The sequence below is a fragment of the Arthrobacter sp. T2-23 genome, from assembly GCF_055398325.1.
In genome coordinates this window covers 106,120-127,338 of sequence record NZ_AP027917.1, presented here as the reverse complement: position 1 = coordinate 127,338, position 21,219 = coordinate 106,120, and the positions used below count along the sequence as shown (strand labels likewise).

At 68.3% G+C, this 21,219-nt stretch carries 18 protein-coding genes; 6 read left to right on the top strand and 12 right to left on the bottom strand.

The annotated features are described in order from the left end of the window. Nucleotides 1-69: 69 nt before the first annotated feature. Entirely contained in the window at nucleotides 70-717 is a 648-nt protein-coding gene (locus ACZ5Z0_RS00630; RefSeq protein WP_464109441.1) for an acVLRF1 family peptidyl-tRNA hydrolase, read from the top strand. A 96-nt stretch (nucleotides 718-813) separates the two neighbouring features. Here the strand turns inward: ACZ5Z0_RS00630 and ACZ5Z0_RS00625 are convergent, their stop codons facing one another. Both ACZ5Z0_RS00625 and aspS read right to left on the bottom strand, forming a co-directional pair. Next, on the bottom strand, nucleotides 814-1,614 hold the full coding sequence (locus ACZ5Z0_RS00625; protein WP_464109440.1) for a GNAT family N-acetyltransferase: 801 nt from the start codon (nucleotides 1,612-1,614) through the stop codon (nucleotides 814-816). 94 nt (nucleotides 1,615-1,708) lie between these two features. Continuing rightward, nucleotides 1,709-3,490, bottom strand: a complete 1,782-nt coding sequence (gene aspS, locus ACZ5Z0_RS00620) for an aspartate--tRNA ligase (protein ID WP_146337463.1) — start codon at nucleotides 3,488-3,490, stop codon at nucleotides 1,709-1,711. 96 nt (nucleotides 3,491-3,586) lie between these two features. Here aspS and ACZ5Z0_RS00615 point away from each other — a divergent pair, with 96 nt between their 5' ends. Further along, complete coding sequence (locus tag ACZ5Z0_RS00615) at nucleotides 3,587-4,861, top strand: APC family permease (RefSeq protein WP_464109439.1); 1,275 nt, start codon at nucleotides 3,587-3,589, stop codon at nucleotides 4,859-4,861. A 12-nt stretch (nucleotides 4,862-4,873) separates the two neighbouring features. Here the strand turns inward: ACZ5Z0_RS00615 and hisS are convergent, their stop codons facing one another. Then, nucleotides 4,874-6,220, bottom strand: coding sequence for a histidine--tRNA ligase (gene hisS / locus ACZ5Z0_RS00610; protein ID WP_464109438.1), 1,347 nt, complete (start codon nucleotides 6,218-6,220; stop codon nucleotides 4,874-4,876). 238 nt (nucleotides 6,221-6,458) lie between these two features. Here hisS and ACZ5Z0_RS00605 point away from each other — a divergent pair, with 238 nt between their 5' ends. The 3 genes from ACZ5Z0_RS00605 (at nucleotide 6,459) to ACZ5Z0_RS00595 (ending at nucleotide 9,761) form a co-directional block, all read left to right on the top strand. Next, nucleotides 6,459-7,265: a peptidylprolyl isomerase gene (locus ACZ5Z0_RS00605; protein ID WP_464109437.1), complete on the top strand. Its 807-nt coding sequence runs from the start codon at nucleotides 6,459-6,461 to the stop codon at nucleotides 7,263-7,265. A 61-nt stretch (nucleotides 7,266-7,326) separates the two neighbouring features. Further along, nucleotides 7,327-8,949 carry a DUF349 domain-containing protein gene (locus ACZ5Z0_RS00600; protein WP_464109436.1) on the top strand — a complete coding sequence of 541 codons (1,623 nt, stop codon included), beginning with the start codon at nucleotides 7,327-7,329 and terminating at the stop codon, nucleotides 8,947-8,949. A gap of 122 nt (nucleotides 8,950-9,071) precedes the next feature. Beyond that, the gene (locus ACZ5Z0_RS00595) at nucleotides 9,072-9,761 is read left to right on the top strand and encodes a hypothetical protein (protein WP_464109435.1); all 690 of its coding nucleotides are present in this window, start codon (nucleotides 9,072-9,074) and stop codon (nucleotides 9,759-9,761) included. Here ACZ5Z0_RS00595 and ACZ5Z0_RS00590 read toward each other — a convergent pair. From ACZ5Z0_RS00590 to pdxT, 9 genes are all read right to left on the bottom strand, one after another. Further along, on the bottom strand, nucleotides 9,758-12,151 hold the full coding sequence (locus ACZ5Z0_RS00590; protein ID WP_464109434.1) for a RelA/SpoT family protein: 2,394 nt from the start codon (nucleotides 12,149-12,151) through the stop codon (nucleotides 9,758-9,760). The two genes, ACZ5Z0_RS00595 and ACZ5Z0_RS00590, sit on opposite strands and share 4 nt — an antisense overlap. A gap of 143 nt (nucleotides 12,152-12,294) precedes the next feature. Beyond that, a complete protein-coding gene (gene secF, locus ACZ5Z0_RS00585; protein ID WP_464109433.1) occupies nucleotides 12,295-13,302 on the bottom strand; it encodes a protein translocase subunit SecF in 1,008 nt (335 codons plus the stop codon). Next, complete coding sequence (gene secD, locus ACZ5Z0_RS00580) at nucleotides 13,303-15,063, bottom strand: protein translocase subunit SecD (RefSeq protein ID WP_464109432.1); 1,761 nt, start codon at nucleotides 15,061-15,063, stop codon at nucleotides 13,303-13,305. Between the two features lie 107 nt (nucleotides 15,064-15,170). Beyond that, a complete protein-coding gene (gene yajC, locus ACZ5Z0_RS00575; protein WP_464109431.1) occupies nucleotides 15,171-15,599 on the bottom strand; it encodes a preprotein translocase subunit YajC in 429 nt (142 codons plus the stop codon). A 222-nt stretch (nucleotides 15,600-15,821) separates the two neighbouring features. Then, complete coding sequence (ruvB, locus tag ACZ5Z0_RS00570; protein WP_464109430.1) at nucleotides 15,822-16,943, bottom strand: Holliday junction branch migration DNA helicase RuvB; 1,122 nt, start codon at nucleotides 16,941-16,943, stop codon at nucleotides 15,822-15,824. Further along, nucleotides 16,936-17,589 (bottom strand): Holliday junction branch migration protein RuvA, encoded by a 654-nt coding sequence (gene ruvA / locus ACZ5Z0_RS00565; RefSeq protein WP_464109429.1) that lies wholly within the window; start codon nucleotides 17,587-17,589, stop codon nucleotides 16,936-16,938. Before ruvA ends, ruvB begins: the two co-directional genes overlap by 8 nt. Nucleotides 17,590-17,720: 131 nt before the next feature. Beyond that, complete coding sequence (gene ruvC, locus ACZ5Z0_RS00560; RefSeq protein ID WP_138769206.1) at nucleotides 17,721-18,299, bottom strand: crossover junction endodeoxyribonuclease RuvC; 579 nt, start codon at nucleotides 18,297-18,299, stop codon at nucleotides 17,721-17,723. Continuing rightward, nucleotides 18,296-19,051 carry a YebC/PmpR family DNA-binding transcriptional regulator gene (locus ACZ5Z0_RS00555; RefSeq protein ID WP_464109428.1) on the bottom strand — a complete coding sequence of 252 codons (756 nt, stop codon included), beginning with the start codon at nucleotides 19,049-19,051 and terminating at the stop codon, nucleotides 18,296-18,298. The genes ruvC and ACZ5Z0_RS00555 overlap by 4 nt, the downstream gene beginning before the upstream one ends. Nucleotides 19,052-19,054: 3 nt before the next feature. Beyond that, entirely contained in the window at nucleotides 19,055-19,756 is a 702-nt protein-coding gene (gene pdxT / locus ACZ5Z0_RS00550; RefSeq protein WP_464109427.1) for a pyridoxal 5'-phosphate synthase glutaminase subunit PdxT, read from the bottom strand. A gap of 92 nt (nucleotides 19,757-19,848) precedes the next feature. Between pdxT and ACZ5Z0_RS00545 the strand changes: the two genes are divergently transcribed. Next, nucleotides 19,849-21,153, top strand: coding sequence for a MurT ligase domain-containing protein (locus tag ACZ5Z0_RS00545; RefSeq protein ID WP_464109426.1), 1,305 nt, complete (start codon nucleotides 19,849-19,851; stop codon nucleotides 21,151-21,153). Nucleotides 21,154-21,219: the final 66 nt, after the last annotated feature.

Below are 21,219 nucleotides of genomic sequence, written 5' to 3'. Positions count from 1 at the left end.
TACTTCTAGTTCCCCGCCCGCCCTGACACGGCGGCAATCCCCCATCGCCTCACAACGGAGATCCGCGCCATGGCCAGCCCCGACACCCGTGTGGCGTTCATCTCCGGCGACCACCTGCCGGGCTGGGTGGAACGGTTCGGCGCCAGCCACGGGGAGCTACATGAGGTGCCGGACGACGGCGGCCTGCGGTTCCTGGCGGCCGACGGCGCCACTGCCCTGCTGCTGCCGCCCTGGCCGGACGGCGGGCGTCCGGGCCGCGGCGCGGATTCCGTAGCCCGGCTGGCGTCCCTGGCCGCCCAGCCGCGGCGGCTCGGCCTGGTCCTGGTGCGCCGCGGCGGGTACTCCGTCGCGGTGGTGGCCGAGGGCCGGGTCCTCGCGGCCAAGACCGGAACCCGGCACGTGCAGTCCCGAACGGCGGCCGGCGGCTGGTCCCAGCAGCGCTTCGCCCGGCGTCGCGCCAACCAGGCGGACGCCTTGGTGGAGGCCGTGGCCGGACACGCCGCCCGGATTTTTGCCGACCAGAGCGTCGAATACCTCGTGCCCGGCGGTGACCGCACCCTGGCCGAACAGGTCCTCGCCGAACCCGTGCTGAAGGGCTACACGGCGCTGGTGCGGCTGCCGTTCCTGGACGTCCCTGACCCGCGGGCGTCGGTTTTGAAAAAGGCCGCCGCCGACGCCTGTGCGGTGCGGATCGTTGTCACTGATCCCCCGGCATAGGATCCGCGCCATTTAGACGGTTCCGTGCCCGGTCGATGCGGGTGAACGTCTAGGGCGCAGGGAACCGTCGAACCGGCGGGCATCGTCAGCAGCAGCTCAGCAGCCGGTCAGGTGCCGCTTGGGCCGTTCCTGTCGGTACAGGTACCGGCCCGATTCCTCGAAGCCGGCCCGGGCGTACAGTTCCCGCGCCCCGGTGTTGGCCGCCGTCACGAGCAGCCAGTAGCCGGCAAGGCCCAGTCTCGCCCCCTCCCCCAGCAGGGCATGCAGCACCGCGCTGGCATGGCCGCTCCGCCGGGCATCGGGACGGGTTGCCATGCAGTACAGGCCGCCCCAGGGTTGGCGGGCGCCGGCCGCCCCGCCGTGCGGAACAGCGAGCCGTCCGACGGCGGCCGGGTTCCCGTCGTCGTCCCGCACGAGGGCGTACAGCGAGGGGCAGCCCGTCAGGATGCCGCTGGCCACCTCAAGGGCGGCGTCGTCGCCGCGGCCGTCAACACTCCACCAGAGCCGCAGCCATTCGCTCGAGGGCTCCGTGGAGATCTCGACGCCGCGGTCGGCCGCCGCGGGAGGACCAACGCCGTCCCGGACCAGGACCAGGGTTTCGGACTGGTGGGTGAACCCCTCGGCGTCGAGCACGGCGTTGAGCGGCGCGTAGCGCGGGTGGTCGAATACCTGGAAGATCAGCGGCAGGCGTCGCGCCCGGTACCAGAGCCGGGCAGCCCGGAGCGCCGCGAGCTGTGCGTGGGCGTCGGCTCCCGGTTCACGGGGCCACACCGAGTTGGCCCGCTGTGTCACGCCCGAGGCGGCGCGGAGCAGCCAGCCGCCGGTCTCCTCCCGGTCGGCGGCGGGCCACGCCGCGTCTATCAGCGCCTCCAACGCGGGTCCGGATGGCGGTTCCACCAGGGTGTCCCTTCCTGCTACTGATCGTGAGTTTTCAGCCGACAGCAAAGGCCCCCCGGAATGCCGGAGAGCCTTTGCTGCGGAGCACGTCCGGCTACTTGGTGCCGTCGTCCTTCTTGTCCTGCGGTTTGAAGTCGACGCCGGCCTCCTTGCGCTGCTGCGCCGTGATGGGCGCCGGCGCCTGGGTCAGCGGGTCGTAGCCGCCGCCGGACTTCGGGAACGCGATGACGTCGCGGATCGAGTCGACGCCGGCGAGCAGCGAAACCACGCGGTCCCAGCCAAACGCGATGCCGCCGTGCGGGGGCGCGCCGAACTTGAAGCCCTCGAGCAGGAAGCCGAACTTCTCCTGGGCGTCCTCGTGCGAGAGGCCCATGACCTTGAAGACGCGCTCCTGGATGTCACCCTGGTGGATACGGATGGAGCCGCCGCCAATTTCGTTGCCGTTGCACACGATGTCATAGGCGTACGCCAGCGCGGTTTCCGGATCGGTGTCGAAGCTGTCCATGAATTCGGGCTTGGGCGAGGTGAAGGCGTGGTGCACTGCCGTCCACTTGCCGCCGCCGACGGCCACGTCGCCGGACGCGACGGCGGCTGCCGCCGGTTCGAACATCGGCGCGTCGACGACCCAGCAGAAGGCCCAGTCGCTCGGGTTGATCAGGCCGGTGCGGTGGCCGATCTCGACGCGGGCCGCGCCAAGCAGTGCGCGGGACGGGGTCTTCTCGCCGGCGGCAAAGAAGATGCAGTCGCCGGGCTTGGCGCCGACGGCGTCGGCCAGGCCTGCACGCTCGGTCTCGGTCAGGTTCTTGGCCACCGGGCCGGCAAGTTCGCCGTCTTCCTTGAACAGGACGTAGGCCAGACCCTTGGCGCCGCGCTGCTTGGCCCATTCCTGCCAGGCGTCCAGGGCGCGGCGGGCCTGCGAGGCGCCGCCGGGCATAACGACGGCGCCGACGTAGGGCGCCTTGAAGACGCCGAAGTTGGTGTCCTTGAAGAACTCGGTCAGCTCGGTGAGCTCCAGGCCGAAGCGCAGGTCGGGCTTGTCCGAGCCGTAGCGGGCCATCGCGTCGTTGTAGGTGATGCGCTGGATCGGGGTGGGGATCTCGACGTCGATCAGCTTCCACAGCGCCTTCACGATGCTTTCGCCGAGCGTGATGATGTCATCCTGCTCGACGAAGCTGGCTTCGATGTCGAGCTGGGTGAACTCCGGCTGGCGGTCGGCGCGGAAGTCCTCGTCGCGGTAGCAGCGGGCAATCTGGTAGTACTTCTCGAAGCCGCCCACCTGCAGGAGCTGCTTGAACAGCTGCGGGGACTGCGGGAGCGCGTACCAGGATCCCGGCGCCAGGCGGGCGGGAACGACGAAGTCGCGGGCACCTTCCGGCGTCGAGCGCGTCAGCGTGGGCGTCTCGATCTCGACGTAACCGTCCTGGTGCAGCAGTTCGCGGGCCACCCGGTTGGCCTCGGAGCGCAGGCGCAGGTTGCGGGCCGGGCCGGGGCGGCGCAGGTCCAGGTAGCGGTGCTTGAGGCGGGCTTCCTCGCCCACTTCAACGTGCTCGTCGATCTGGAACGGCAGCGGATCGGAGGTGTTGAGGATGGTGACCTTCTCCGCCATGACCTCGATTTCGCCGGTGGCCAGCGCCGGGTTCTCGTTGCCTTCGGGGCGCTTGGCGACGGTGCCGATGACCTGCAGCACGAACTCGTTGCGGAGGCCGTGGAAGACCTCCTCTTCGCGGACGACCACCTGGGCGACGCCCGAAGCGTCGCGCAGGTCCACGAATGCGACACCACCGTGGTCACGACGCCGGCCGACCCAGCCGGCGAGGGTTACGGTTTGTCCAATGTGCTCGGAGCGAAGGGATCCGAGGTCGTGGGTGCGCAGCACAGCTCGCCTTTCAGAAGGAAAACAGGGTGGTGTTAAATGGGACCGCTACGGGAACGGTCCCGTTCGAGTTTACCCGTAGGAAAGGCCCCACCCGCCATGGCAAAGCCTCCACCCCCGCCCGGACAGCTGCAGCGCCGCCTTGGTGTGGTCGATTCCACCGCGATCGGGCTGGGCTCGATGCTGGGCGCCGGCGTGTTCGTGGTGTTCTCCCCCGCCGCGGCCCTGGCCGGTCCGCTGTTGACGCTCGCGGTGGCCGTGGCCGGCGTGGTGGCTTACTGCAACGCCGTCGCGTCGGCACAGTTGGCCGCCAAGTACCCCTCCAGCGGCGGGACCTACGTCTATGGCCGCCGGCAGCTGGGCGAATGGCCGGGCTTCATCGCCGGCTGGGGTTTCGTCACGGGCAAGACGGCGTCCTGCGCGGCGATGGCGCTCACTTTCGGACACTACCTCGCACCCGGCTTCGCCACCCCGGTGGCGGTTGCCGCCGTCGTCGTGCTGACCGGAGTGAACCTGCTTGGCATTACCCGCACGGCGCTGCTGACCAAGGTCCTGCTCGCCATGGTGCTTGCCACGATCGCGTTCGTGGCGGCGGCAGCCCTGACCGGCCCGCACCCGGCGGCCGGCGCCGCGGCTGCCGGAAGCGCCGACGGCCAGAACGTGTGGGGCGTGCTGCCGGCCGCCGGGCTGATCTTCTTCGCCTTTGCGGGGTACGCCCGGATCGCCACGCTGGGCGAGGAGGTCAAGGATCCCGGCCGCACCATCCCCCGGGCCATCCTCGCCGCCCTCGGCGGGGCCTTCGTGATCTACCTGGGACTCGCGGCTCTCTTGCAGTGGCACCTTCCCGCGGCCCAACTGGCCGGCTCGACGGCGCCGCTGCTCGACGCCGTCAGCAGCTCACGGCTCAGCCCCGGCGCTCCGCTGGTCCAGGCCGGGGCGGCGGCGGCGTGCCTCGGAGCCCTCCTGGCCCTGATTACGGGCGTGGGCCGGACGGCGATGGCGATGGCCCGGGAACGGGACCTGCCCGCACCCCTGGCCCGGGTGGGCGGGGCACACACCGTTCCGATCACGGCCGAACTGACCGTCGCGGCCTCGGTCATCGTGCTGCTGCTGACCACCAACGTCCTGACCGTGGTGGGCTTCTCCAGTTTCGGCGTTCTGGTCTATTACGCAGTGACCAATGCCGCCGCCTTCACCCTGACCTCGCGCCCGTGGCATGCCCCGCGCTGGCTCAATGTGCTGGGGTTCCTCGGTTGCCTGCTGCTGGCGGTGACCCTGCCGCCGGCCTCGGCGCTGGGCATGGCCGCCGTGCTCGCGGCGGGGATCGCGGCCCGGTTCCTTGTGCTGCGGCGCAGGAGCGCCTCGGCGGGGTAGGAGAGCCGGCGGCTAAGCCTTCAGGACCCGGACGTGCAGGTCTTCCTCGGCCGGTGCCCAGGTTGCCGGGTCGGCGTCGACCTGCTCCCCGCTGCGGATGTCCTTGACCTGGTGCTTGCCGTCGTCGTCGGTGAACCAGACGAAGGGGATGCCGCGGCGGTCAGCGAACTTAATCTGCTTGCCGAACTTCTCGGCCTTCGCCGCCACCTCCGTGGAGATGCCGCGGGCGCGCAGCTGCGCGGCGACATCCTGCGCGGCGCCCCAGCTGTCATCGCTGCTAAGGGCCACCAGCACGGCGGTGGGCACCGCGCGGGACGCCTTGGCCAGCTCCTGGCTGAGGATGCGGGAGACCAGCCTGGTCACGCCGATCGACAGTCCGACGCCGGGGAACCTGCGGTTGCCCTTGCTGGCCAGCGCGTCGTAGCGGCCGCCGGAGCAGATCGAGCCAAGCTGTTCGTGGCCCACGAGCACGGTTTCCACCACGGTGCCGGTGTAGTAGTCCAGGCCGCGGGCGATGCTGAGGTCGGCGACCACCTTGCCCGGGGCGCGCTGGACGGCGGCGGCAATGACTTGCTCCAGCTCGTTCAGGCCTTCCTCCAGCAACTCGTTGCTCACGCCGAGGGCACGGACCTGCTGCACGAACGAGGTGTCCCCGGTGCGGATCGCGGCCAGCTTGAGCGCAGCCTGCGCCTGTTCCTCGGTGGCTCCGAGCTCGGTCTTGAGCAGTTCCGCCACCTTGGCGGGGCCGATCTTTTCGAGCTTGTCGATGCTGCGCAGCACCCCGGCGGTGTCGCCCAGGCCGACGCCGTTGTAGAAGCCCTCGGCCAGCTTGCGGTTGTTGATCCGGAGCAGGAAGTCCGGGATCGGCAGGGCGCTGAGGGCCTCGGCGATCACCAGCGCGATTTCAACGTCGTACCGAAACGGCAGTTCGCCGTCGCCGACGATGTCGATGTCCGCCTGGGTGAACTCGCGGGCGCGGCCTTCCTGCGGACGCTCGCCCCGCCAGACCTTCTGGATCTGGTAGCGGCGGAACGGAAAGGCCAGGTAGCCGGCGTTCTCCACCACGTAGCGGGCGAACGGCACGGTGAGGTCGAAGTGCAGGGCAAGGGCGTGCGGGTCGGCCTTGTGCGACGGGGACTCTGCGCCCTCATCGTCCTGCAGCCGGCTCAGTCCATAGACCTCTTTGTCGATTTCGCCTTTGCGGAGCAACTGCCCGACAGTCTCCACCGCGCGTGTCTCAATCGAGGAAAAGCCGTGCAGTTCAAAGGTCCGCCGCAGGGTGTCCAGCACATGCAGCTCCACCAGCCGTTCCTCGGGAAGCCACTCGGGGAATCCGGACAGGGAGGCGGTGCGTGCCATGGTGGAATTTTCTCCTCTGATTACGACGGCGGATACAACGGCCGCGGCGTCGCGCGCAGACCGGCCAGTCGTGCATAAACTGTGTGCGGCAGTCAGTTTATGCTTTTTGCCGCGCGCATCTCTAATGCGCACCTTTGAAGCGGCTGCTGCCGGCGGGGCTGCCGGCAGCTTGCGCGCTGCACAGCGGACGGCGCCCCAGGCGCGCGTCCGGGGTGCGGCCCTATACCCAGGAGGACCTTTGGCGGCCAGTTCAAGGAGCGCCCGCGAAGCCAAGCGGCGCGTCCAGCAGATGGAGGCAAAGCGCGAGCTGCGCCGGGAGCAGGACAAACGCCGGAAGCGCGACAATGTCCTCGCTACCGCCGGCGGCGCCGCCGCCCTGGTCCTGGCGATCGTGCTGCAGCTGACGGTGTTTTCCGGCAACCCGACCGAGGACGAGTTCAAGGCGGCGGAGGCCGGGCTGAAGAGCCCGTCGGCGTCCGCCACGCCGTCCGCCAGCGCCAGCAACGGCCCGAACATTCCGAAACCGGAAACGGCGGCGGGAAAGACCTTCACCGGCGAGCTTGCGCTCAACCGGGGCACCGTCGGCGTCGAACTTGACGGTACCAAGGCCCCGCAGGCGGCCGCGGTCTTCAAATCGCTCGCAGACCAGAACTTCTTCAACGGCGTCAACTGCCACCGGCTCACGACCGCCGACTCGTTCGGTGTGCTGCAGTGCGGCTCCAAGTCCGGGGACGGCAACAGTGATCCCGCGTTCACCTGGGGTCCGCTGGAGAACACCCCCGCCGATAACAAATACCCGGCCGGCACCATCGCCGTCGCACGGACCGGCGGCAACGCCTACGGCAACGGAACCCAGTTCTTCATCGTCTACAAGGACACCGTGATCCCGGCGGATGCCGCCGGCGGCTATACGGTGGTCGGCAAGGTCACGTCCGGGCTGGACGTGGTGGGCAAGATCGCGGCGGCCGGCGTTAAACCGGGAGCCAGCGCCACCGACGGCGCACCTGTGGAACCAGTCACGATAGACTCGTTCTCTCTGAAGTAACCTGCCGGGGCCCTCGCGGCCGCGGTGCCGGTATTTCCCTCCAAGCGAAAGACTTCTAGCGGTGACAGACAGTCAGAAATCCGACGAAACAGTGGCAGCAGCTGCCAACGAGACCGAAGCCGAGGTTGCGGTGACCGAAGCGGCCAACGAGGCGATCCCGGCCGCGGAGCCCGCAGCCGAGCCCGCAGCCGAGCAGGACCCGGCGGCCGCCCCGGCTGAGGTCGAGGCTACGGCCGAGGTCGAGGCTACGGCCGAGCTCGAGGCGCCGTCCGCTCCTGCCGCGGAGCCCGCCGTCGCACCGGCATCTTCGCCTGCACCGGCGCCGGCACCTGCGCCGCGTCCGGCGCCGTCGCCCGCTGCTTTTGCGGCCCGGCCGAAGGCATCACCGTCCGTCGCCGCGCCGGCCGCCACGCCCGCCTCCAGCGCGGCGTCGCTTGCCGAGGCTGCACGTTGGGGCCGGGTGGAGGGCGATGGCCAGGTGTTCCTGACCATTGACGGCGAGGAGCACGCCGTCGGCCAGTACCCGGGCGTCAGTGATGACGAGGCGCTGGGCTACTTCGCCCGCAAGTACGACGACGTCCTGGCGCAGATCGTCCTGCTCGAACAGCGCGTGGCCTCCAAGGCCCCGGCCGCGGACATGCAGAAGACCGTGACGCACCTGCGCGAGCAGCTGGCCGAACGGAACATGGTGGGCGACCTCCGTGCCGCCGAGGGCCGCCTGGACACGCTGTCCGGCCAGATCACCGAACTGGAAAAGGCCGAAAAGGCCGAGCACGACGCCGTGCGGGCCGCCGAACTGGCCGCCCGCGAGGCGATCGTCGCCGAGGCCGAGGAGATCGCCGGGCACGACCCGGCGCAGATCCAGTGGAAGACCTCCAGCGCCCGGATGAACGAGCTCTTCGAGAGCTGGAAGACCGCGCAGAAGAGCGGTGTCCGGCTCGGCCGCAGCAACGAGGACGCGCTGTGGAAGCGGTTCCGCGCCGCCCGCACGGTCTTCGACCGCCACCGCCGCGCCTACTTCTCCCAGCTGGACAGCAACAACTCCGCCGCCAAGGCCGCCAAGGAGAAGCTGATCACCGAGGCCGAGGCCCTGTCGTCCTCGACCGACTGGGGCTACGCCGCCGGCGAGTACCGCCGCCTGATGGACCAGTGGAAGGCTTCCCCCCGCGCCAGCCGTAAGGACGACGACGCGCTCTGGGCCCGGTTCCGGGCCGCGCAGGACGTCTTCTTCACGAACCGGCAGGCAGCCAACGAGGAGATCGACCAGGAGTACGGTGCGAACCTCGTGGTGAAGGAAGCCCTGCTGGTGGAAGCCAACGAGCTGCTCCCCATCAAGGACCTCGCCGCCGCCAAGAAGGCGCTGCAATCCATCCGCGACCGCTGGGAGGAAGCCGGCAAGGTTCCCCGCGCCGACATGGGCCGGATTGAGGCCGGCCTGCGGAAGGTGGAGGACGCGGTCCGCCACGCCGAGGATGAGAACTGGAAGCGTTCGAACCCGGAAACGAAGGCACGCACCAACAGTGCCCTGTCGCAGCTGGAGTCGGCCATCACCGGGTTGAAGGAAGACCTGGCCAAGGCGGAGAAGGCCGGCGACGAGCGCAAGATCAAGGCGGCCAAGGAGGCCCTCGAGGCACGCCAGGCCTGGCTGGAGCAGCTCGAGCGCTCCGCCAGCGAGCTCTCCTAGCCCCAGCCGCAGAGCATCTGCCGCCGGCCTTCACGGCCGGCCGGAACAGGCCCCGCCCCGGTTATCCACATGACCGGGGCGGGGCCTGTTCCGCTTTCCGAACAAAGCGGCACGATGGCTGGATGGTCCCCCTGCCCGGCTACCCCGCTTCCGGTCTCCCTGGGTCCGGCCTCTCTGCGTCCGGACCCGCTGCCCGCCAGCCTTCGCACGAGCCCACCGGATCGCCGCCGGAGGTGCTCTACTCCCCCGGGTCGCTGTTCTCCTGGGCCGAGCTCCAGGCCATGGCTGCCGACGGCGTGCTGACGCGGCTCTCGCAGCGCGGCTATCTCCCGCCCGGCGCCGCGTCCACTCCTCAACTGCGGGCCCGGGCCGCGGCCTCCACCATCCCGCCGCCAATCAGGCAACGGGTTGTCGCCGGACGGATGACGGCAGCCTGGATCTACGGGTGCGCCCCGGAGCCGGACCGGATCGCTTTGCTGGTGGACGCAAGCCGGCGGGTCTCCAGCCTCCGGGCCACCCGAGGCTGCAGCTTCCACGAAGTGAGGCTGGGACCGTTCGACGTCGTCAGCCTCGGCGGGCTCATGGTGTCCAGTCCGCTGCGGACGGCGGTGGACATTGCCCTGCATGTGGATCCCGAGCGCGCCCTGCCCGCCTTGGGAGCCCTCCTGGCCGCACCGGAGCTCGACGTGCCGCTGCGGCTGCTCGTCCGGGCTGTCGAAGCGACTCCGCGGATGCCGTTCAAGAAGGCGGCACTTGCCAAGCTTGCGGCCCTGCCGGCCGGGCCGGGCCGCCACGCCGCGGGGCGCGGCTAGCTGCGGCGGCGGTTGCCGGTGGTGCGGTAGACGTCGAAAACGCCGTCAATGCGCCGCACGGCGCTGAGCACGTGGCTGAGGTACTTCGGATCGCCCATCTCGAAGGCGAACTTGGAGATCGCCACCCGGTCCGTGGAGGTGTGTACGCTCGCGGCCAGAATGTTCACGTGGTTTTCCGACAAGACGCGGGTGACGTCGGAGAGCAGCGACTTGCGGTCCAGCGCTTCGACCTGGATTTCCACCAGGAACACGCTGGACTGCGTCGGCGCCCACTCGACCTCGACGATCCGGTCCGGCTGGTCCATCAGGCCGGAGACGTTGGTGCAGTCGGTCCGGTGCACCGAGACTCCGGAGCCGCGGGTCACGAAGCCCAGGATCGGGTCCGGCGGCACCGGGGTGCAGCAGCGTGCCAGTTTCACCCAGACGTCGTCGACGCCGCGGACCACAACACCCGAGTCGGAGTATCTGGTCTTGGTGACCTGGGTGGGGATCGAGACCTCTGTCAGGTCGTCCTCGGGCGTGTCATTGCCGCCGAGGCTCTCGACCAGCCGTTCCATCACGGACTGGGCCGAGGTGTGCCCGTCGCCCACCCCGGCATAGAGCCCGGAGATGTCCGTGTACTTGAAGTCCTCGGCAACCGCCGCGAGGGCGTCGTGGGTCATCAGGCGCTGCAGCGGAAGATTCTGCTTACGCATCGCCTTGGTCAGCAGTTCCTTGCCCCGGTCGATGGCCTCTTCGCGGCGTTCCTTGCTGAACCACTGCCGGATCTTGTTGCGGGCCCGGGCGCTCTTGACGAAGTGCTGCCAGTCCTGGCTGGGACCGGCGCCCTCGGCCTTCGAGGTGAAGATCTCCACCCAGTCGCCGTGGTTCAGTTCACTGTTGAGCGGAACCAGCTTGCCGTTGACGCGTGCACCGATGGTCCGGTGCCCCACCTCGGTGTGGACCGCATAGGCGAAGTCCACCGGCGTGGATCCTGCGGGAAGGGCCATCACCTCGCCCTTGGGGGTGAAGACAAAGACCTCCCGCGCGTTGATCTCGAAGCGCAGCGAATCGAGGAACTCACCCGGGTCGGAGGTTTCCTGCTGCCAGTCCACGAGCGACCGCAGCCAGCCCATATCGCCGTCGCGCGGACTTCCCGGCCCGGCTGCGGTCCGGTTGGGCTGGTCCTTGTACTTCCAGTGCGCCGCGACGCCGTACTCGGCGCGGCGGTGCATCTCATGGGTCCGGATCTGGATTTCCACCGGCTTGCCGCCCGGGCCGATCACCGTCGTGTGCAGCGACTGGTACATGTTGAACTTCGGCATCGCGATGTAGTCCTTGAACCGGCCCGGAAGCGGGTTCCAGCGTGAGTGCATGGCACCCAGCGCGGCGTAGCAGTCCCGGACCGAGTCGACGAGCACGCGCACGCCCATCAGGTCGTTGATGTCGTCGAAGTCCTTATCGCGGACGATCATCTTCTGGTAGATCGAGTAATAGTGCTTGGGCCGGCCGGTGATGGTCGCCTTGATCTTGGCCGCCCGCAGGTCATCGGTGATCTGGTTGCGGATGACGGCGAGGTTCTTTTCCCGCTCCGGCGTCCGGTCCCCCACCATCCGCACGATTTCCTCGTACACCTTGGGGTACAACGCGGCGAAGGAGAGGTCTTCGAGTTCCCACTTGATCGTGTTCATGCCCAGCCGGTGGGCGAGCGGGGCGAAGATCTCCAGGGTTTCCCGCGCCTTGCGGGCCGAGGATTCGGCAGAGACGAAGCGCCAGGTGCGCGCGTTGTGCAGCCGGTCGGCGAGCTTGACCATCAGGACGCGGATGTCCTTGGCCATGGCCACGACCATCTTGCGGACGGTCTCGGACTGGGCCGCCTCGCCGAAACTGACCTTGTCCAGCTTCGTGACGCCGTCCACCAGCATGGCGACTTCGGGGCCGAACTCGCCCTTCAGGTCCTCGAGTGTGTACGAGGTGTCCTCCACGGTGTCGTGCAGCAGCGCCGCGGCCAGCGTCGTCCCGCTCAGGCCCAGCTCGGCCAGGATGGTGGCGACAGCTACCGGGTGCGTGATGTAGGGATCGCCGCTCTTGCGCTTTTGTCCGCGGTGGCAGCGTTCCGCTACCACAAACGCGCGCTGGATGAGCTCGAAGTCGTCCTTGGGGTTATTGGCGCGCACGGTGCGCAGCAGCGGCTCCAGGATGGGCGAATAGGAGGGCGTTCCGCGGCCGGTCAGGCGCGCGAGCCTGGAGCGGGTGCGTTCCCGGCGCCCCGGGAAGGTGGGGCGGGTTCCGGAGTTGTCCACGGGCACGGCCGCGTCAGGGCGTCCGGGAGCCGCCAAGCCAGTTTGCGACCCCTGGCCGGCAGCCTTATCCGCCGGAGCTGCAGGCACCGGCGTCGAACGTTCTTCCAATGAAGCACCTCTCACGACCCGTTAATTATTCAAGTCTATTCCCGCGGCAGGATACTTTTGTAACCGGCGCCCAACGCCCGACGGGCCGGGGAACGTCGGGGACGTCCTCCGGCCCGTCGGGCGCATAGGGCAGGCCGTGGCGGCTAGGCCGGGGCCGGGGCCGCCTTGGCGGCGTTGTCGGCGCGCCGCTGCTCGACGCGCTTGGCCTGCTTGACCAGGTCAGGCTCGCCCTGGCGCAGCCAGGCGTACAGCGGGGCGGCGACGAAGATGGTCGCCGCCGTGCCGATCAGGATACCCACGAACAGTGCCAGCGAGAGGTCCCGAAGCGTACCCGCGCCCAGCAGTCCGGCGCCTATGAAGAGGATGGCGCCAACCGGCAGGATGGCGACCATCATGGTGTTGATGGACCGCACCAGGGTCTGGTTGACGGCGAGGTTGACCTCCTCGGCAAAGGTACGCCGGGTGGACGACTGCAGCTCGGAGGTGTTTTCACGGATCTTGTCGAAGACCACCACCGTGTCGTACAGCGAGTAGCTGAGCACGGTGAGGAACCCGATGATGGCCGACGGTGTCACTTCGAAGTCGCTGAGCGAATACACCCCGGCGGTGACGAACATCGTCGCGGCCATGCCGGCGAGGGCGGACAGCGACATCTTCCAGGTCCGGAAGTACAGCGCCATCAGCACCGCGGCAAGGCCGACGAAGATCGCAAGGCCCAGCAGGGCCTGCTTGGTCACGTCCGCGCCCCAGGTCGGGCCGACGAACGTCGAGGTCACCTCGTTGTCGGTCACGCCGTAGGCCTTGGTGAGGCCCTCCTTGACTTTGAGTACCTCTTCGTCGTTGAGCTTGTCCGTCTGGATCCGCATGGTGTTGCCGGCGACGTTCGCGACGCGCGGCAGGCTGCCGGAGACGACGTCCTGGACGGCCTTCTCGCCGAGTCCGGCATCACGGTCCTTGACGTTGGACACCGTGAACTCGGAGCCGCCGCGGAACTCGATGCCGAGGTTGAACCCGCCTTTGGCGACCGGCAGCAGGATGGACAGCGCGACGGCGACGGCGGCGATCAGGAACCAGATTTTCTTGGAACCGACGAAGTCGTAGGAGCGCTTGCCCGTGTAGAGGTCGTTACCGAAAGTGGCGAAGCTGGCCATTTACTTGCCTTCCTTGGACGCGCTCTTGGAGGAGCCAGCAAGCTGCTCCTGCTTTTCCGCGAGGCGTCGTTCTGCAATGGTCATCCGGCGTTCGGCCTCGGCCGCAGCACCGGTGTTCTTGGCGCGCGGCGCCGGAACGGGCTTGTCTTCCGGCGTGCGGATCCGTCCGGCACCCCGGTACAGGGGAACGGCGCCGAGCCGCTTCGGGTCCAGGCCCGAGAACTTGTGCCCCTCACCGAAGAACTTGGTCCGGGCCAGCACCTGCAGGGTCGGGTGGGTGAACATAAAGACGACGATCAGGTCGGCGATCGCGGTCAGGCCCAGGGTGAAGGCGAAGCCGCGGACGTTGCCTACCGCCACGAAGTACAGCACGAGGGCTGCCAGCAGGTTGACGGCCTTGGAGGCAAGGACGGTCCGCTTGGCGCGCTTCCAGCCGTTCTCCACCGCCGAGATCAGGCCGCGGCCTTCGCGGAGTTCGTCACGGATGCGCTCGAAGTAGACGATGAACGAGTCCGCCGTCTGGCCGATCGCCACGATGATGCCAGCGACGCCGGCCAGCGAGAGGCGGTAGTTCTCGGTCCAGCCGAGGATGGCGATGGCCAGGTAGGTCAGCGCACCGGCGACCACGAGTGAAGCGACGGTGACGAAGCCCAGGGCCCGGTACTGGAATAGGGAGTACACCACAACCAGCAGCAGGCCGATCAGGCCCGCCAGCATACCCATCCGGAGCTGCTCCCCGCCAAGGGTGGCCGAGATCTGCTGGTCACTCTGGATCTCGAAGCTGATGGGCAGGGCGCCAAAGCGGAGCTGGTCGGAGAGGGCCTTGGCGGACTTCTCGGTGAAGCCGCCGGTGATCTGCGGGCGGCCATCGGTGATGACGGCCTGGGACCGCGGGGCGGAAATGACCTGGTCGTCCAGGACAATCGCGAACTGCGACTTTGGATCCGAGCCGCTCTGGCCGCCGGCGGCGACATAGAACTTGTTCAGCCGCTCGGTGATCGACTTGAACTTGGCGGTGCCTTCGTCGTCGAACTGGATATCGACGGCCCACTCATTGGTGACGGCACCCTGCGCGCCACGTTGCAGCTGGAAGGAGGAGGTCTTGATGTTCGAACCCTTGACCTCGACCGGGCCGAGGATGTACTTGATCGCGGGCCGGCCGTCGGAGGCCGGTTCGCAGGTCACCAGCGGTTTGGCCGGATCCGAGCGCTCCTGCTTGTCCTGGGCCGGGTTGACGCAGTCGAGCGCCTCAAACTTCTTGTAGACATCCGCGGTGACCCAGTTCTCGTCGCTGCTGTTCGCAGGGGCGGCGGTCGGCTTGGGCAGCTTGTCCTCCGGGGTCCGCGCCTCGGCGGGGACGGCCGCGCCGTCACCGGCCTGGATGACCGGGCGGAAGTTCATGTCCGCGGACGCCTGGATCAGCGCGCGGGTCTCCTTGGACGGAGTGCCGGGAAGGCTGACGACGACGTTGCGGCCGGACTGGGTGCTGATTTCCGCTTCCGCGACACCCGAGCCGTCCACGCGCTGGCGGATGATCGCCACGGCCTGGTTGAGCTGTTCTTCGTTGATGCCCGAACCGCCCTCCACCTTGGGCGCCAGGATCATCTGGGTGCCGCCTTCAAGGTCCAGGGCCAGCTTGGGAGCCCAGCTCGCTTGCCCGGCCATGGTGCCGCCGGCCAGGACGGCCGTCAGGACGGCGAGCATTACGCCAAGCCAGACCAGCACTCTGCGGGCTGAGTTTTTAGGGCCAGTTCGTGCCATTGTCGATCTTTCTATTGTTTACGGAGGAACCGCCGGTGCGCCCTCGTCGGGCCCGCACCGGCGGATGCCCGCGCACTGAAGCTCCGCGGGATAGCTCAGGAGGCAGACTAGCTGTCTTTTTTGCCGTCGTCGTTCAGGCGGCGCAGGGTTTCGTCCGGCGTTTCGTTGCGGGACGCGTCACCGGCGACGGCGGTGCCCTCGCCGGCGGTGTCCACAGCGTCGGACTTACCGAGGGTCAGCGAAGACGCGTCGTCGGGAACAACCGTGGGCTCCTCGGTGGCGACGACCGGTTCCACGATCTTGGTGACGGCCTGGCGGTGCACGGTGGCGGTGTTGCCCGGGGACAGCTCGAGGACAACCTTGTTTTCGGCCTCGTCGATGTCAACGATGCGGCCGAAGAGGCCGAAGCTGGTCATCACCTCAACGCCGGGGCCGAACTTCGACTGGAGCTCCGCCTGCTGCTGCTGCGTCTTCTTGTTGCGGCGGAACATCATGAAGACGAAAACGCCGAGCATAACGAACAGGAGAATTGTCATTGGATCCAAGGGGAAAGTTCCGTTCTATACTTGCGAGCTGGTTTCACAGCAACGTCCGCTTCGCTCCGGGACCACCTGGCGTGGAACCTGGCAGGAAACCTGGCAGGTACGAGGCAAAACCCTGCCCTGCCAACGGCGGCTAGCTGGAGCCGCACACGGAAACAAAGGCCCGAACGTGCCGAGCGTCATACCAGTCTAAAGGGAAAAGGTCACTAGCGAGTGCTATTGACTATTACGGATCCATTCCGGATCGACTTCGCCGTCAGCATCAGCAGCGAACCCGGCCGGCCCGCCGTCGGCGTCTCCGGCCCGGAAGAGGTCCAGCGGATCCTGGCCGAACGCGCCCGGCGGCACCGCGTAGCCCAGGTGCGTCCACGCCGGCGCCAGCGCGATCCGTCCGCGCGGGGTCCTGCCGAGCAGGCCCTCGCGGACCAGGTAGGGCTCGGCGACGGTTTCCACGGTTTCGGTTTCCTCGCCTACGGCGATAGCGAGGGTGGAGAGGCCTACCGGCCCGCCGCCGAACTTCGTGATCAACGCCTCGAGGACGGCGCGGTCCAGGCGGTCCAGGCCGCGCTTGTCCACTTCGTACATATCGAGGGCAGCGGAGGCTGCCCTCGCGTCGATCTGCTCCACCCCGTGGACCAGAGCCCAGTCCCGGACGCGCCGCAGCAGGCGGTTGGCAATCCGGGGGGTGCCCCGGGACCGGCCGGCGATCTCACTGAAGCCGGCCGAGTTCACCTTCAGGTCCAGCAGTCCCGCCGAGCGGCGCAGTACCAGCTCAAGCTCCTCAACGGAATAGAACTCCAGGTGCCCGGTGAAACCAAACCGGTCCCGCAGCGGCCCGGGCAGCAGCCCGGCGCGGGTGGTGGCGCCCACCAGGGTGAAGGGCGGCAGTTCCAGCGGAATCGCGGTGGCGCCGGCACCCTTGCCGACCACGATGTCCACGCGGAAATCCTCCATCGCCATGTAGAGCATTTCCTCGGCCGGGCGGGACATCCGGTGGATCTCATCCAGGAAGAGAACCTCCCCCTCGGAGAGCGAGGACAAGATGGCGGCGAGGTCCCCGGCGTGCTGGATCGCCGGTCCGCTGCTGATCCGCAGCGGGGCATTCATCTCGGCGGCGATGATCATGGACAGAGTGGTCTTGCCCAGGCCGGGCGGACCGGACAGCAGCACGTGGTCGGCGCTGCGGCCGCGCATCCGGGAGGCCTCCAGGACGAGGGAGAGTTGCTTGCGGACCCGGTGCTGGCCCACGAAATCTTGCAGGTTCTTGGGCCGGAGGGCGGCCTCGATGGCCCGCTCCTCGGGCTCCTCTCCCCCGCCGACGAGGGACGGCTCAGCCACGGGCGCCTACGCGGTTCCCGGCGCGGGCGCCGTCCTGGCCCAGCCAGCGCAGCGTGGCGCGGAGGATTTCCGCCACGTTGCCCTTCGCGGCGAGTTCCGGCGAGTCGGCCAGCGACTTGTCGATGCTGGCGGTGGCGTCCTTTTCGGACCAGCCGAGGCTCGTCATGGCGGCGACCACCTGCGGCTTCCACACGGCTTCGGCGGACACAGCGTGGGCGTCGCCGCCCGCGTTGCCCGGCGTGCCGTGCGGCACCAGCTTCCCGGCCAGTTCGAGCACGATCCGGCCGGCGACCTTGGGTCCGATGCCGGGGACCTTGGTGAACGCCTTGCCGTCACCGGAGTGCGCGGCGACACGGATCGCTTCGGGTTCGTGGACGGCCAGGACGGCCAGCGCCAGGCGCGGCCCCACACCGCTGACGCTCAGCAGCACGTCGAACACCTCGCGTTCGTCGTCGCTGGAGAAGCCAAATAGCGTCAGGGAGTCCTCCCGCACGATCAGGGAGGTGAACAGTTTGCCCTCATCCCCGACGCGGAGCCGGCTGAGGGTCTGTGGCGTGGCGTTGACGCTCATGCCGGCACCGTTGAGGTCGATCACCGCCGAGGACAGGCCGACGTGCGCAACGGTTCCGCGGAGAAAACTGATCAAGGCCTGGCTCCTGGTCTCACAGCTGGTCCTGGACCAGCCGAGTCAAGCCGGCGGGTTTTGATCTCCAAACGCCGGCTATCCGAACATATCTACGAATACCCTAGCAAGCACCTGGACATTTAACGCGAAATTCAGCGCGCACGGCGCGCTTTGGCCTCCGCGTCGGCCCAGGCGCGCTGCGCGGGCGTCAGGGACTGGCTGCCCGGGCCTGTGGTGGCCACAGCCGCCCCGCTGCCAGCCCGCCAGGCATGCGTGATGGCCAGAGCCAGGGCGTCGGCGGCGTCCGCCGGACGGGGCGGGGCGTCGAGCCGGAGGATCTTGGTGACCAGCTTGGTGACGGCGTCCTTGTTGGAGGTCCCGCTGCCGGTCACGGCGGCCTTGACCTCCGAAGGGGTGTGCAGCGCCACGGGTATTCCCCGGCGTGCGGCAGCGGCAATCACCACGCCGGAGGCCTGGGCAACGCCCATCACTGTGCTGACGTTGAGCTGGGAGAAGACACGTTCGACGGCGAGGACCTGCGGCTCATACTGGTCCAGCCACTCATCGATCGAGGTGGCGATGACCAACAGGCGCTGGTCCAGGCTCTCCTCCGGTGATGTGCCGACGACGCCGAAGGCCACCATGGTGGCGCGGCGGTTCTTTTCGACGTCCACGACGCCGATCCCACAGCGGGTGAGGCCCGGATCGACGCCGAGGACGCGAAGGGTCACTCGGCTTCCAGTGCGGCCTGCACTTCGTCGCTGAGGTCGGCGTTGCTGTACACATTCTGTACGTCGTCGAGTTCTTCGAGGGCGTCGACGAGCTTCATGAACTTCTTGGCGGCGTCGAGGTCCAGCGGCACCTGCATGGAGGGCACGAATTCGGCCTCGTCGGTGTCGTAGTCGATCCCGGCTTCCTTGAGCGCGTCGCGGATGGCCTGCAGGTCGGTCGGCTCGGAGTGGATCTCAAAGCTGTCGCCGTTGTCCTTGACTTCTTCCGCGCCGGCCTCGAGGACGGCCATCAGCACGTCGTCCTCGGTCAGGCCGTTCTTGGGCAGCGAGACGACACCCTTGCGGGAGAAGAGGTAGCTGACGGAGCCGGGGTCGGCGATGGTGCCGCCGTTGCGGGAGATGGCGAGCCGGACCTCGGAGGCTGCACGGTTCTTGTTGTCCGTGAGGCACTCGATCAGCAGGGCCGAGCCCTGCGGGCCGCGGCATTCGTACATGATCTCGGTGTAGTCCACGACCTCGCCGGTGAGGCCGGCGCCGCGCTTGATGGCGCGGTCGATGTTGTCAGCGGGGACCGAGGTCTTTTTGGCCTTGGTGACGGCAAGTTCCAGGCTCGGGTTGCCGGCGAGGTCGGGTCCGCCCATGCGCGCGGCAACTTCGATGTTCTTGATCAGCTTGGCGAACGACTTGGCCCGGCGGCTGTCCAGGATGGCCTTCTTGTGCTTGGTCGTCGCCCATTTGGAGTGGCCTGACATGCTTTACGCTTCTCCTCTGATCATTCGAATAAACAGTTCATGCACGCGCTTCTCCCCCGTCACTTCCGGGTGGAAAGAGGTGGCCAGCAGCTTGCCGGAACGCACTGCAACAATTCTAGCCGTCCCGTCGAGGGATTCCGGGTGGCCGGCCTTGGACGGTTCCACCTGGGCCAGGACTTCGACGCCGGCTCCGACGCGTTCCACCCAGGGCCCCCGGATAAACACCGCGTGCACCGGGGCCACTGCGCCACCGTCCGTGCTGAACTCCAGCCCCTTGAAATCCAGGTCTGTCTCGAACGACTCGCGCTGGCGGCCGAACGCGTTGCGGCGCACCGTGATGTCCAGGCCGCCGAAGGTCTGCTGCGGGTTTCCGGCAAGGTCGGTCGCGGGGTCGGCGATCTCCTCGGCCAGCAGGATCATCCCTGCGCAGGACCCGTAGACAGGCAGCCCTGCCCGGATGCGTTCCCGCAACGGATCCCGGAGGTCAAATACCCGGGCGAGCTTGTCGATGGTCGTCGATTCGCCGCCGGGAATGATGAGTCCGTCAAGTCCGTCCAGCTCGGCGGGGCGGCGGACACCAATGCCGGCGGCGCCGGCGGCTTCCACTGCGTGCAAGTGTTCACGGAAGTCGCCCTGGAGCGCCAGGACGCCGATCCGCAGGCCCGATCCCACGTGGGAAGCAGGCGAAGTAAGGGGGGTGGTCATGCTGCCAGCATAGTGCGCCGGGGTCCGCGGAGGCGCACCGGGGCGTGCCCCGGGACCGGGTTCCATGCCGCCGCTGGGATATATTACAAAGCATGCTCTACTTCAGCGTTCCGCTCGGCAAACTCGTCCGCCGGGTCTCCCGGCTCCGAGGTGGAGGCTCCGCTCTCCCCGGCCTGGTGGTCGAAAAAATCGACCCCGGCTTCATGCAACGGACGCTGTCCACGCTGCCCCTGGGTGTCGCCGTCGTCAGCGGCACGAACGGCAAGACCACCACCACCAAGATGGTCGTGGAGCTGCTGGAAAGCCAAGGCCTGAAGGTCTTCACCAACCGCACCGGCAGCAACTTCACCCGCGGCGTGGCCGCGGCGCTGCTCGGCGAGGTGGACTGGCGCGGCCGGCTCGACGCCGACGTCGCCGTCCTTGAATTGGACGAGGCCCACGCCGTGCACTTCGTCAACAAGGTCCCGCCGCGCTACTGCCTCTTGCTCAATGTCCTCCGCGACCAGCTGGACCGCTTCGGCGAGATCGACAAGACCGCCGAACTCCTCCAGCACATTGCGGCCAAGACCACCGGCACCGTCGTGCTGAACCGCGAGGACCCGCGCGTGGCCCGAATCGCGACCACGCTCGATACAGCCACGGTAACCGGCCCCGAGGTGCTCTACTTCGGCCTCGACGATTCGCTGCTCAGCACCTTCCCCAATGACGACGAAATGCGCGCCGCACCGGGCAGCCCGGTGCCGCCGGCTCCCGCCAAGCCGGGGGCCGACGTCGTCCTCCGCCGGGTGGGCGCCGACGACGCCGACTTTGAGTACGACGGCGCCACGGTCAGCACCGGGATGAAGCTGCGCGGCGTCTACAACATCTTCAACGCCGCGGCCGCGCTGACCCTGGCCCGGGCCATCACGGGCGCCCGCGGAACCGGTACCGACCACGCCGGCCTGCTGGCGGCCCTCGCCAACGTCGCGCCTGCCTTCGGCCGCGGGGAGAGCCTTGTGGTCGATGGCCTGCCGCTGGAACTTGTCCTGGTCAAGAACCCCAGCGGCTTCCGGCTCGGCCTGAAATCCTTCCCGGCCGCCGGCTACGCCACGATGATCGCGATCAACGACAACTACGCGGACGGCCGGGACATGTCCTGGCTCTGGGACGTGGAATTCGACACCCTCCGCGACGGTGGCGTGGACCAGCTCACCGGCTCCCGCGCGTACGACATGGCGTTGCGGCTGCAGTACGACGACGTCGCGATCGGTGCCGTCGACACGGACATCGCCCCCGCCCTGGCCGCGTTCATCCGCGGAGCGAAAAACAAGCCAAAGCGGATTTTCTGCACCTACACGGCCATGCTGGCCATCCGCCGCGAGCTGTCCAAAATCACCACAGTGGAGGTGGTCTCATGACCCCCGCGTCCCCCGAAACCCCGCACGAGCTCTCCTTCGGCCATGTTCTGCCGCCCGAAGAAACCC